The sequence below is a fragment of the Frankia sp. CeCAU1 genome (assembly GCF_977971845.1).
Map to the genome: position 1 here is coordinate 13564 of NZ_CDWWXA010000067.1, position 12115 is coordinate 25678.

Annotated in this window: 10 protein-coding genes; 1 reads left to right on the top strand and 9 read right to left on the bottom strand. The window is 70.5% G+C overall.

What is annotated here, in order from left to right:
* Positions 1 to 85: 85 nt before the first annotated feature.
* From AC08OO_RS13300 to AC08OO_RS13320, 5 genes are all read right to left on the bottom strand, one after another.
* On the bottom strand, positions 86 to 664 hold the full coding sequence (locus AC08OO_RS13300) for a hypothetical protein (protein ID WP_476610260.1): 579 nt from the start codon (positions 662 to 664) through the stop codon (positions 86 to 88).
* Complete coding sequence (locus tag AC08OO_RS13305; protein WP_011436462.1) at positions 661 to 1506, bottom strand: thiopeptide-type bacteriocin biosynthesis protein; 846 nt, start codon at positions 1504 to 1506, stop codon at positions 661 to 663. Before AC08OO_RS13305 ends, AC08OO_RS13300 begins: the two co-directional genes overlap by 4 nt.
* A 12-nt stretch (positions 1507 to 1518) precedes the next feature.
* Positions 1519 to 2757, bottom strand: a complete 1239-nt coding sequence (locus tag AC08OO_RS13310; RefSeq protein WP_476610261.1) for a lanthionine synthetase C family protein — start codon at positions 2755 to 2757, stop codon at positions 1519 to 1521.
* A complete protein-coding gene (locus AC08OO_RS13315) occupies positions 2754 to 5849 on the bottom strand; it encodes a lantibiotic dehydratase (RefSeq protein WP_476610262.1) in 3096 nt (1031 codons plus the stop codon). Before AC08OO_RS13315 ends, AC08OO_RS13310 begins: the two co-directional genes overlap by 4 nt.
* Before the next feature lie 85 nt (positions 5850 to 5934).
* Positions 5935 to 6447, bottom strand: coding sequence for an FxLD family lanthipeptide (locus tag AC08OO_RS13320; RefSeq protein WP_476610263.1), 513 nt, complete (start codon positions 6445 to 6447; stop codon positions 5935 to 5937).
* Between the two features lie 1136 nt (positions 6448 to 7583).
* Between AC08OO_RS13320 and AC08OO_RS13325 the strand changes: the two genes are divergently transcribed.
* A complete protein-coding gene (locus AC08OO_RS13325; RefSeq protein WP_011436466.1) occupies positions 7584 to 8642 on the top strand; it encodes an NAD-dependent epimerase/dehydratase family protein in 1059 nt (352 codons plus the stop codon).
* Here the strand turns inward: AC08OO_RS13325 and AC08OO_RS13330 are convergent.
* The 4 genes from AC08OO_RS13330 to AC08OO_RS13345 all read right to left on the bottom strand — a co-directional run.
* Entirely contained in the window at positions 8607 to 10193 is a 1587-nt protein-coding gene (locus tag AC08OO_RS13330; RefSeq protein WP_476610264.1) for a hypothetical protein, read from the bottom strand. The genes AC08OO_RS13325 and AC08OO_RS13330 overlap by 36 nt on opposite strands.
* A 301-nt stretch (positions 10194 to 10494) precedes the next feature.
* The gene (locus AC08OO_RS13335; protein ID WP_139341497.1) at positions 10495 to 10809 is read right to left on the bottom strand and encodes a hypothetical protein; all 315 of its coding nucleotides are present in this window, start codon (positions 10807 to 10809) and stop codon (positions 10495 to 10497) included.
* Positions 10810 to 11010: 201 nt separating this feature from the next.
* A complete protein-coding gene (locus AC08OO_RS13340; protein WP_023841889.1) occupies positions 11011 to 11367 on the bottom strand; it encodes a DUF6907 domain-containing protein in 357 nt (118 codons plus the stop codon).
* A gap of 17 nt (positions 11368 to 11384) precedes the next feature.
* The coding region (locus tag AC08OO_RS13345; protein ID WP_476618557.1) for an ATP-binding protein at positions 11385 to 12115 on the bottom strand (731 nt) is incomplete at its 5' end.

Genomic DNA, 12115 nt, shown 5'->3' on the forward strand with positions numbered 1-12115 from the left:
CAGCCGGCCGGACCCGCCACCAGCTCGACGCCGCCCCGCCGCAGGCCAGCTAGATCATCGCCGTTTGCGGCTGGTGACACGTTTCTTACCGGCACCCCTGGGCCGCGGCTTGTTCGGCGGCTTCGTGCCAGCGCCCGGCCCGTGCCAGCGCCCGGACTCCGTCCGCCAGGAGCGCCGTCCAGGTCAGGGTGCGCATGGTCCGATGGTCGTCGGAGGCGCAGGTGACGTTGTGGAGACTGACGGACCGTCCGTCGATCAGTGCGCTGGTCTGCGTGCGCGCGGCCTCGTGCAGGGCCTGGAGGATCGCGTGAGCGCGGTTGCCGTCACCATCGCGGATCAGTTGGCGCGGGAGGTTGAGCACCGGTTGGAGGGCGAGTTCGGCGGCTGAGGCGGGCAGGGGCCGCGCCTGATCGAACAGCGTGTGTTGGCGCCAGCACAGGTCTTGGGCGAGGTCTGGTTGTCCGCAGTCGGAGGCGATCAGCGCCGCCTTGTTGCAGACTTCGGCCGCTCGGAGGAGCGGGAGACCGTCCGATGTCCGTGCGGCCAGGTCGTGCAGCTGTCTGACTCGGTCTTCGAGGGGGAGGCCGGGTGGTCGGGGGCGTTGGACCAGCGGGAACCAGGCGAGCAGGTTCTCGTCGGCCGGGTCTGTTCCGACGTTCGTCATGCCGGTTCCCGATCGTGCGGCTGGTGATCGGAGGCGGGGTCGTGCCCGAACACGACGGTCTTGGCGGTGTGCGCGAGGACGGCTTGCGCCGTGTGGGGAAGGCCGTGCCGGTTCCAGGCGAAGATGATGTGGTGGGCGAGGACGGCGCGTAGGCCGCGGCGTAGCCGGCCGTCGGTGGCCAGGGCGGCCAGTTCGGTGCCGGCGGCGGCGAAGTCGCTGGTCCAATCGGTGAAGGCCGGCGGCAGGGTGTCCTTGGCCAGGCTGTCGGTGTCGATGCTCATCAGGCGCCGCAGGCCGTCACGCAGGGTGCGGAGCCTGTCGTCGGGGGTGCGCTCAGGTGGTTGCCGGTGCTCGGCGACTCGCGCCCACACGTCTCCTTCCTCGTACCAGTCGAGCCCGGCGGCGCGTAGCAGGTGCGAGCACAGCAGGACCGACAGTTCACGGCGGCGCCGGTCGGCCGGTTTGTGGCTGGTGCTGTTCAGGTAGGTGAGCAGGTGTCGGCTGTCGAGGTGGAAGAGCCGGTGGGCGGTGTCCATGCCTTCGGCGCCGCCGAAGGCATGGCTTTCTGGTTCGTAGAGGGTGGACGTGGCGTCCTCGATGCGGCGTGTCTCCCGGAGATCGGCGAGACGGGTGTGGATGTACGCCTTGGCCTCTCCTGTCGTCTGGCGGGGCAGGTAGCGGATGCGCCAGCAGGGCGCCTTGCGTACGAAGAACCAGGAGGTGATGAGCCCGTCGGTCTCGGCGGTGTCCAGCAGAGGGGCGAGGTGGTCCACGGCGGTGCCCTCGGCGTTCGCCCAGTCGGGGAAGGTGACGTTGACCTGGTGCCAGGTGCGGGTGTCCATGTCGGCTCCTGATCAGGCCAGCAGGAGGAAGGCGTCCCAGCCCGACGTCGGGGCGGCGCCGGTGCCGGCGGTGTGCAGGGCGAGGGCGGCGCCGGCGGCGCCGTCGAGAAGTTCGGGGTCGCGCACGGTTGTGCCCATCTGTGCGATCAGCCTGACTGACAGGCCGGGGAGTTCGGCGGTGAGCTGGGGATGGTGGGAGTCGGCCGCCATGCGCCAGGCGGACTGGAGTAGCCCGGCGGTGCCGTGACACAGGCCGATCTCGGTGAGCTGGTCGAGTTGCGCCTCATCGCGAAGTGCCGCGAGGAGCGCGTTCTCGGCGGCTTGCTGGCGTGCGGTGTCGCGCAGGGCCATGCCGGCGAGCTGTTGGGCGCGGGCGGTGCCGCTGACGCCGTAACACCAGGAGGGGCGGGGCCGCAGGGTTGCGGCGACCTTGCCTTCACGGACCTGGCGGAGGGTGATGAATCCGGGCCACCAGGGGCCGGTGTCGCCGTGCTGGCACCAGCGGTCGGTCCAGGCGCAGATCCGTGCGATCGCGTCGTCGGCGCCACGGACCGGCAGGCCGCGCAGGTGGGCCAGGGCAAGCAGGGCGAGGACGGCGCTGATGCCGTGCGCGAGGCCGACGTTGCCGTGTCCTTGGGGGAATTCGGGGCTGGGTTCGCCGTTGGGTGCAGAGTCCGTCCACCAGGGTGGGAGGTCGTCTCTTCCGGCCAGTGGTTCGGTCAGTCTGACCAGGTACGACAGCAGTTCGCCGGTGATCGGGTGATCGGGGTGGCGGCGCAGGTGGTAGACGCCGAGTCCGGTCAGGCCCCGGATCAGGTCGAACTCCTTCATCGCGGGCCGCCGGCTCTGTTCGATGCGTGTGTGGGCCGCGGCGAGTCGGGTGCGGGTCATGGCGACGACGGCCTGATCCAGATGGGCGAGGGCACGGTGGTACCGGCCTGATGGTCCGGCTGCGGTGTGCAGGGTGAAGGCCAGGGCCGGAGCGCCCAGGTACAGGCCCGCGTTGGCCGCCGCGGTCAGGGCGTCGGACGCGGCGGCGGACAGCCAGGCGTGCACGGTGCTCCAGTCGCCGTACCCGGAGCGGGCACGTTCGATGTGCAGCAGGGCGATGCCCGCCGCGCCGCCGGCGAGCGACTGCGGCCACGCCCTTCCCCCGGTCGGTCGGTGGGCGGCCCAGGCGGTGTGCGGGTCGGCTAGTGCTTCGGCAACAGTGTTCGCGGCGGCGAGCGCGTCCGGATCGGAGCTGGTCATGATGGGTTCCTCGTGCGCGCGGTCCAGCTCAGTGCGGCGGCGCGAGCCAGGTGCAGGCAGGCGCGTTCCCCGGCCAGGCTGACTCCGGCCATGCGGACATGGTGGAGATGCAGAAGATCAGGCAGCAGGGAGGTGGGGGCCTCCGCGCGGGTTTCCTGGAGGACGTGTCGGTAGGCGGTGAGTGCCTCGCGCCGGTGCGCCCAGCAGGAGAGGACGTGCTCGCCTCCGGGCTGTGCGGCCAGCGCGCGTGGGTCGGCCGGGTTCGCCAGGGCGACGGTCTGCTGGTACAGCGCGCGGGCTGGGGCGGACGGCTCCGTCCGGGTGTGGCTGATGAGCCAGCTCGTCGCCTCGGCGGTGTCGCCGATCAGGCCGGTCACGATGGCGAGCATGCTGGCGGCGGTCAGCGCGCGACGGTCGGGCCCGCTCTTCTCCCTGGAGGCGGCGAGCTGGGCGAGGGCCGCCGCTGAGTCGGCGGCGAAGTACGCCTCCGCGGCGTCCATCGCGGCGGTGCCCCCGAAGCGTGAGATCTCGGGGAAGTAGGTGTCCCACTGCGCGCGGGAGATCAGGCCGGCGCGGCGGAGCCGCTGGGTCCAGGCACCGATCCGGTCGGCGGTCGGCGCCACACCGTCGGCGGTGACCGCGAGCCGCAGGCGCAGATGGTCGTCGGGGTCGTGGTAGCGCAGGAACCACCAGCGCGCCTCGCCCGCGGCCTGCTGCCCGTTCAGCTCGTGGACGAGGTGCGGCAGATGGCGGGTGAGGATGTCGTCCTGGCAACCGAGGCCGGCGTAGATCTTGACTGAGAACCGTGCGTCGCAGCCCGGAAGATGCCCATGATCGCGGCCAACGACCTGCGCCCGGCTGAACCAGCCCGGTGTCGCCGCCGGCGCGGCGACCGCTGCCAGGGGGACGACGATCTCGTGGGCATGCCCGCTGACCCAGCCGGCCGCGTCGGTGTCGGGGGCGGCGCGCAGCAGCGCGGCGCCGGAGCGGTCGAGGTGGGAGCGCAGCAGTACCCGGTGGGCCGGCTCAGACAGGTCCAGTCCGATGCGCTGGTCACCGTCGCCGAGGTAGACCGCCGAGGGGAGGTTGACCTGCTCCCGCCAGCTGGCCAGGGCACGGTCCCACTCCGTCCAGCCGGCCGCGGAGCCGGGCAGGTCCGCGGTCCCCAGCAGCCAGCGCGCTGGTGAGAGGACTGTTCGTCCATGCCGCAGCGCCGGCAGGAACGGTAGCTGGGCCGCGACCCCCCAGTCGAAGGGGGCGCAGGGAACGCTCAGCGCGGCCGGCGCCTCGGCGAGGAAACGCGCCAGCGGATGCGCGCGTCGCACCGGCTCCACCGCGTTGAGCGCCACCGGTTCCACCAGTTGGCGGCGGGAGAGCGAGAGCAGATAGATCCGGTGCACATCGGCCGTCACCACGATGTCGTCCAGAGGCAGCGAGTCCCCGTCCTCGCTGTCGTCGTACTCGCCGAGGGAGAGCCGGTGCGCCATGATCTGGGGGGCGCGTCCCACCGTGTCGGTGTTCGTGTAGCGAGCGGGCGCGGAGATCTGCACGCTCAGCGCGTCGCGGCTCGCGGTGGGAAGACCCGCGTACAGCGCGCGCATCCGCGCACTGTCCTTCGCGTCGAAGAGGTCGAGGAGTCGTCCGGTCGTGGTGCCGGCTCTGCGTGACACCCCGACGACCGCGAGGGTGAACGCGCCATCGTCGAGCGAGCGGGTGCTCGTGGCGTGGACGCGCAGGGTGAGTTCCGTGGTGGGCTGAACGTGGGCGTCCTGGTCGACGACCGTAAGGTCGCTGATCATCCTGTCGTCGAGGACGATCTCCCGTTCGCGGCGCAGCGCGGCGTTCTGCGCCAACGCCAACAGCTTCGCGTCCCGATCGGTGAACGTCACGCCCGCGGGTGCGGGACTGCCGGCGTAGCCGGCGGGATAACCCAGTCCGATCTCGGGGTCGACCGCGTCGAAAACGGGAACCAGAGCGCACGGCCCGTACCGTTCGAGGAACCGGCCATGCCAGGCGTCCCAGCCGGAGCTGAGCGTCGAGCGCCGCGCCAGGCGCACCAGCACGCCCGCCGCCGCTGCGGCCTCGACCGCGACCGCGCGGGGCACAGCCAGCGCCCAGTCCATCCGCAGATCAACCCGGAGTGCCGGCTCCGCCGAAGGGTGGACCTCAGCCATGTCCTCGCCGAGGCGCTCGCGGCTGCTGCGCGCGACGGTCCAACTCGACGCGCTGTCGTGGCTCCGCAGCCCATCGACAATCCCGTTCAGGCGTTCGGCGACCCAGGCCGCCTCGACGGTGACCGGCCCGCCATTTAGGGTCGTCTGGAGCACACCCACGACATGACGGAGAGGATCGCTCGCCGTCATCGGAGGCCGCAGGTTCGTGAGCAGGAACCGCTGCGCCACCAGATCGGCCAGAAGTCTGTCGACGACGTCGGCAGGGACCGGAGCGAACTCGGACGCGAGCCTGGCCGCGAGGTCGGAGAACCGCACCGAGCGGCGGCCGATACCCATCGCGGCGCGGACCGGTGCGTGCGCCCGCACCTGCACGCGCGTAGGAACACCGTCGGTGCCTCCTGCGGCACGGTGCTCCAGCACCAGATGGCCGTCCCGCTCGAACACGAGGTTGTTCGCCACCACATCCAGCCGCGCTCGGACGACCGGATCGGCTTCCAACCGGTCGACCACCGCGCAGAGCCAGCCAGCCTCGACCCGCGCGACGGCACGGTGCGCCACGCCTGCGCGCACCGAGGCGTGGTCAGCGACACGCACCGGCGCGACCCCCGCGAACAGGCCGAACGGCGTCGCCCGTCCCGACGCGCGAAGCCGGTAACGCATCACCGACAGCACTGCCCGCCGCACCCCGGCCTGGGGCACTTGGCGTCCGTCGCGGATCTCCCGAACGCGGCGAGCGAGCACAGGGCTGGCCTGCTCCAGCGCCATCTCGAAGGCGCGATTCTGCATCACCTCCCGTAACCAGAGGCGCCAGGACTCTGGTGTGGCCGCCGGTCCGACCAGGTCGGGCCATCGCTCGGCCACGTCCACGGGCGGGTTCACCGCGGCACGCACCACCAGGGAGTCGAGATGCTGATACACCAGCCGCTCCGTAGTCGGGCGGCGTCCGTACGGCCGCCGAGGCCGGCCGTACGGACGCCGCGTTCTCAGGTCGTCGGGGCGCTGGTTACGGGCAGGTGGTCGAGCAGGCCGTCTCGCACGTCGTGCCGCAGCCGTCGTCGGTCATCCGGATGAGCCGGTCAGCGGCCGGTCCGGACTCGACGATCGAGATGTCCAGGTCCCATGTGGTGAAGTCCTCCTCCTGGTCTCGTCCCGCCTGCGGGGGCACGGCCAACACCGGGTCATCGAGCTGGATGGACATGAAGACCTCCTGGGTTGTGATGGTGGTGGTGCATTCCGGCTCCCGAGCATCCGTTCGGGAGCGCGGAAACTCAGGGCCAGCGGACAGCGAGCTGAGCGCCGCACCATTCCCATCGCGTTTAATCACAAGTGCTTTGTTTGCGGCGTAGACCGCCTCCAGCGGTTCGTCGGGTGCGAAAAGGTGCCGAGGCACCCTGCCCACAGCCGCAGCCACCTGCCCAGTCTTGATCGCGTCCCCCGTGGTGCGAAGCTCGTCCACCATCGCGGCACGCAACGTGGCCGCACTGTCGGTGGCGCTCGAATCTTGGACTGAAGTCATTTTTCGACACCTTAATGAGACGGGAAATGGCAGTCTAGGTCGCTCCTCTGACCCAGAATATGGAAGTGGCGATGAGCTAGGTGAAGGGAATGCTCCGATGATGTGTCGGCGGCAATGTCGAGTACGGCCGGGTGAGTACGACGCGACTGCGCCCCTGTCCAGCGCCAGCTCTTCCAGACGCCGACTCTCACGAATGGTTCGATCGGGAAGATGTACCGCGCCGGGGAAGATGCGGCTGGCCCCGGCCGCACCGGCGGATCTGGTCGGCCATCCGCTTCGCGGCCACGGCCACGCTGGGTCCGTAGGTAGTACAGGTGATGTGCTCGAAGCCGGTACCGGCCCCATCGACCCGACGCGGCTCCCCGGTCGGCCAGGGCTGGCCGTCGGCGAACGCCGGTCGCCCCAGCGCTGGGGGGGAACGGCGAGACGCGCGCACGCGGACCGGGCGCGAACGCGACACAAGGACATGATCATCTCGCTTCCCTCGGGTGGTACGGCCCGCGCACCGATCAAGATCGGTGGATGCCGCGTATGGCGCCACACCACGATGGCTGGAGCCCGGGGGGCAAGTCATTCCCACCACGACGAAGCTTCTCTTCGGCTCCCGAGAGACACCTGACCTGCGCAGACAGTGGTGTCAGGGTGCATCTATCCGGCGCGATCATGCCGATTCGTTCGGCAGGCCCGCCGGCCTCGGCCTCGATCACCTGTCTGGGACCACGGCGACCTGAACCTGCTACCGCGTTCCGACGGCGTCTGGTCCGGCTCCACCGACGATGCGGCTCCTTCGCGCGACCCGCGGCGCCTCTCTCCCGGCTGATCCTGAGCGGACGGCTGTCGGTGACAGACGGCTACGGACTCGGCCGGCAGCGGGAGGCTGCGGCCTCCGAAGCTGATCGACTGCCGGTGTCTGCCGCGTCAGGGCAGGCACGCGCTGCCCTCGGCTGCGGCGGCTGGGTGTGCGCTTGCGCCTTGGTCTGGCGACATGTGCCGGGCGGCTACGGCGTTGGGCCAGGGGCTCCGCCGACCCGCGTCCGGACTGGCGGCAGGTCGCCTCTCCTTCGCAGTGTCCGCGACATCGACGATCACACGGAAGCGCCGGCCGCACAGGAAAGTCCTTTTGAGACGATTGCGCCATGCGCCTGCTGATCCTGGGAGGAACCTGGTTCGTCGGCCGTGTCCTGGCTGAGGACGCGGTGGGCCGTGGCTGGGCGGTCACGACGTTCAACCGGGGTAGGTCCGGACCGGATGTCGCAGGGGTCCACCCGTTGCGCGGCGACCGAACCGACGTCCAGGATCTTGAACGCCTCGCGGCGGCGGGGCCGTGGGATGCCGTGGTGGACGTCGGCGGAGCGGAGCCCCGCTCGGTCGGCCTGGCCGCTCAGGTTCTGGGCGCGCAGGCCGGTCGGTACGTGTTCGTGTCGACCGTCTCGGTGTATCGCGACTGGCCCGCGTCCCCGGTCGACGAATCCTCACCTCTACATCCGGGAAACCCCGATCTTGTGGTGGAAGATCCTCGCTGGGACGCGGTGCGGTACGGCCCCCACAAGGCCGGGTGTGAGGCCGCGGTCCGGCGGAGCGTTTCCCCGGATCGGCTGCTCATGGTGCGGCCGGGGGTGGTTCTCGGCCCGTACGAGTACGTCGGACGGTTGCCGTGGTGGCTTCGGCGGATGGCGCGCGGCGGGCGGGTGCTGGCCCCCGCACCCGCCGACAGGCCGATCCAGCCTGTGGACGTGCGTGACCTCGCGTCGTTCCTGCTCGACCTGATCGGGCGGTCGGCCAGCGGCATCTTCAACGTCGCGGCGCCCACCGGCCACGCGACCTACGGCCGGATGCTGGACGCGTGCGCTGCGGCGACGCGGGACGTCCGAGGCGCAGATGAGATCGAGGTTGTCTGGGCGGAACCCGATTGGTTGGTCGAACAGGGGGTGCGTCAGTGGACGGAGATCCCGCTGTGGCGGGTGCAGCCAGGGACATGGCGCCTGGATGCGACCCGCGCGGCGGCGGCGGGCCTGCGTTGCCGGCCGATCGAGAAGACGGTCCTGGCCACGTGGGCGTGGCTGGCGGCCGGTGGCGCTCCGGTCCGGCATGAACGTCAGGACGAGCACGGTTTCGACCCCGACAGAGAGCGCCGCCTCGTCGACCTGTGGGAGTGCCGGTCACAGGCCGCCTCCGGCGAGAAGGGCCTGGTGTGAGGTGCCCGGGGGCAGCATGGCGGTGGCCGACTCGCGCACGAAGTGTTCGATCTGGTCGTCAAGGTCCTCGGCTTCGGCAGATCCGCGGTAACGCGGCTGGCTCAGCGACCGGCGCAGCCGGTGGAGCCGCCCCGTCAGGCGCCCCGTGCGCTGCTCGGACGGCAACGCGAGGACGGGGACGAGGGCATCGTGCGCGCTGTCGAGATCGCCGCCCAGTGTTCGGGCGACGACCAGATCGATCCGGGCGCCGTGCTCACCTGGTGTCCACCGGTCGGCGATCGGTATCGCGGTGAACAAGTCGATCGCCTGGGACGCCGCGTGCGCAGCCTGGTCGAGTTGGCTGAGCGCGAGATGGGTGGCGGCGGCGCTGAGGAGCCGGCGTTCCTCGCCGAACGAGAACTCGCCGCCCACACTGTCGAGAAGGTCGTCTGAGGCGTCCGCCTCGGCGGCGCGCTGGGCGGCGACCAAGGCGGTCATCGCCTCGTCCGCGGCACCGATCATCGCGTAGGAGCGGGCCTGCACGGCGTGCAGGCGAACCGTTCCGGACCCCGCTCTGGCGTGGTCGAGGCCCGTGGCCGTCAGCCGTATCCCTTCTCTGGGCCGGTCCGACCAGAAGGCGATGGTGGCCTGGACAGCGCGGGCCCATGAGCGCAGCCCGTCATCGTCGACGATCTGCCCATACGCCCACGCCGCACGGGCGTTCTCGACTCCCGCGTCAGGGAACCCGAGGTCGAGACTGACGATGCCGAGCAGGCCGCAGACCTGCCCGGCGAAGACGTAGGGCTCATTGAGCTGCCGTGGGCGTTTCGTCTGTTCCAGCAGTGCGTACACGGTGTTCCGGGTCTTGGCCAGTTCGGTGAACATCTGGAAGGGCGGGGTGGTGTTGTAGGTGTGCGCGAGCCGGCGCACATCGTCGGCGAGCTGTTCCACCGAACTCTCGTCGAGGCTTCCGGCCGCCGCGAACATCGCATGCTCCCCTGACTCCTTGGCAGCCGACATGACACGCTCCATTTCCACCGGTACGTACGGTATTGATAGGTGCTCGATCCCGTCAGGCCGTACCGTTCTCGCAGGCGGGCCGGAAAGCTTCACGGGGCCACGATGGCTAGGCGTCAGAGGTATTCGAGGGGATATGGGCTGAAACTGGCCGGTCTGGCTGAGGATGAGGTGGTCCGCGGGGGTGAGCTGTTCTCGGTCGTCGAGGTCGACAAGGTTCTGGACGCTGGTGTCGTAGACCTCGGCGAGCAGGGCGAGGAGCTGGGGGGTCGGTCGGCGGCGGTTGTTCGGCAGCGGCCAGTTCTCCAGTTCCGACAGCTTCGGCGCGGTCATGGGTGCGGCGCCGTCCGGGTCGAGGCCGGTGCGGGTGGCATGGGTGTTGATGTGGTTCGCGGCCTGTTGCTGGGTCCAGCCGTGCGCGATCCGGTGGGCCGCGCGGGGGCGCAGCTTGTAGCGGCGGGCGAACTCGATGGCGATCTCGTCGTGCGACATGCCCACGGCGCGCATCCGCGCCCGCAGCTCGTCCTGCTCCACCCGCAGACTGTGCCTACTCACGTCGTATCCCCTCCAGACCACCGCGCCGCCCGGTCCGCCGCCCGCTGCACCGGGCAGTCACGCGACCATAATGATCAGCCTTTCGGTTGTGCATGTCATTCCCCCTGCCACGAACATGTTCTTCGGCTGCTGAGAGGCGGCCTGAGCTGCGGAAATGACGTAAGGCGGTGCGATCTGTTCGGTCCCGGGCGGCGCGTCAGTTCGCGGTGGCAGGCGGCGGATACGGACACGCACGAGCTCGCCATCGCTGGCGCCAGGTCACGGGGTGCGGTTCGCGGTGATGTCGCGGTGTGCGGGACGTTTATCGGGCGGCTCGACGCTCGTGGATGCAACTGCCCGGTCGGTGCTCAGCGCCGCGGTAGCGCACGTGGAAGATCATGGCGGCGATGTCGACCTGGTTGCGGGCCTCCTCGGTGCTCAGACCGAACTGTGCCGCCTGGTCGTAGGCGTCCAGCGCCGAGCACAGGTCGGCCCATTCTGGTGCCGTCGGGGCGGCAGACGGGTCGAAGGTGGTGAGCAGGTCCGCCAGCCGCGCTGGCGGGAGCATCTCGCGCATCCTGGCGAGCAGCACGATCGGGCGGAGTGCGGGTGGGACAGTGCGGGGGCGAGGTGACATGCGGGCCGTTTCGTCATCGCGGGTCTGCGGTCGCGCGGACGCCTCGCCGGAGGAGGCCGAGGGGGCTGATCGCAAGGGGCAATCCGCTGAGATTGGATTCCTGTTGGGTGCAGGTTGAGTGGCGGCGTGCCGCTGTGTCCTGGCTATTGTCTGTCCGGCTGCCGGGAGCGCCGGTGGACCTTCAGGCGCGCGACGGGGGTGTCACGCGCGGTCGTCCGACTCTGGAGAGGGCTGTGTCTGGGCGTTGCGGGCGGCAGCGACCGCGCGGGTGAGGGTCGCGGCGAGGGTGTCGGCTTCGTCGAGGGTGAAGGCTTCGCTGTCGGGGTCCTCTTCTCCGGCGCCGAGGGAGATCATCGGTTGGTAGGTGGTCGTCGCGGTGACGTACTGCTCGATCGAGACCTGGATCGCTGTCTGGTCGCGGACCCCGGGGATGGGTGGCAGGTCGATCACGGTGAACTCGGAGACGTGGTAGTCGCCGGGGCCCGCGGGCATGACGTCGAGGTGGCCGGCGGGCTGCTCGCACCACGAGGGACAGGAGCTGGTAGCAGGGTCAGGCATGGCGTTCGCCTCTCGGTTCAGGTGGCTGGGACGTGCTGGCCGGAGCCCGTGGGCGTGGGGCGTGCCGGGTGGGTGTCGAGGGTGCGTAGGCCGTCGCGGACCCGGTGCAGCAGGTCGAGGTCGAAGACGTCCGGGGCGGTCGGGGTCGCGGCGTGGGCGGCGAAGCGTTCGCGTCGCGGCAGGCCGTCGGTCGGGGCGGTCGGAATGCGGTGAGGACGAGGGGTGTGGTGGGGTAGAGCGGCCCAAACGACCTTGCCTCGCTCCTGGTGGCTGCCGTCGGGGGTGTGGACCCGGGCCTGGTAGTAGCCGGTGCGCGGGGTCAGCGCGGTGATCAGGTGTAGGCCGCGGCCGTCCTCGGCGTCGGGGCTGGTGGCCCTGCGGGTTGGGTGGCCTGGTCCTCCGTCCCAGACTTCGACGATCACATGGTGGTCGCTGTAGGTCAGGCGCATCGCGATCTGGGACGTCAGGTCATCATCGCCGCGCAGGCTGGCGGCGAGCGCGTTGGTGACCAGTTCCGAGGTCAGCAGGGTGATCGTGTCGATCACATGGTCAAGATCCCACTGGTGGAGTTGCCCGGTGACGTCGCGGCGGGCGGCGCTGGCGGACTGGGGTCTGGTCGGGTAGCTCCAGACGCGGTGCGGGAGCAGGTGAACGGCCGGTTCGGGTGCGCTGGCGGGGGTGGTGGCCACGGCGGTGGTCATGTGGCTCTCCCGGCTGTTCTCGCCGTCGCGTCGAGGGGGCGCGGGCG

Coding starts and splice junctions, on each gene's coding strand:
- AC08OO_RS13300 (WP_476610260.1), bottom strand. CDS start 664: ATGACGAACGTCGGAACAGACCCGGCCGACGAGAACCTGCTCGCCTGG.
- AC08OO_RS13305 (WP_011436462.1), bottom strand. CDS start 1,506: ATGGACACCCGCACCTGGCACCAGGTCAACGTCACCTTCCCCGACTGG.
- AC08OO_RS13310 (WP_476610261.1), bottom strand. CDS start 2,757: ATGACCAGCTCCGATCCGGACGCGCTCGCCGCCGCGAACACTGTTGCC.
- AC08OO_RS13320 (WP_476610263.1), bottom strand. CDS start 6,447: ATGACTTCAGTCCAAGATTCGAGCGCCACCGACAGTGCGGCCACGTTG.
- AC08OO_RS13325 (WP_011436466.1), top strand. CDS start 7,584: ATGCGCCTGCTGATCCTGGGAGGAACCTGGTTCGTCGGCCGTGTCCTG.
- AC08OO_RS13335 (WP_139341497.1), bottom strand. CDS start 10,809: ATGTCACCTCGCCCCCGCACTGTCCCACCCGCACTCCGCCCGATCGTG.
- AC08OO_RS13340 (WP_023841889.1), bottom strand. CDS start 11,367: ATGCCTGACCCTGCTACCAGCTCCTGTCCCTCGTGGTGCGAGCAGCCC.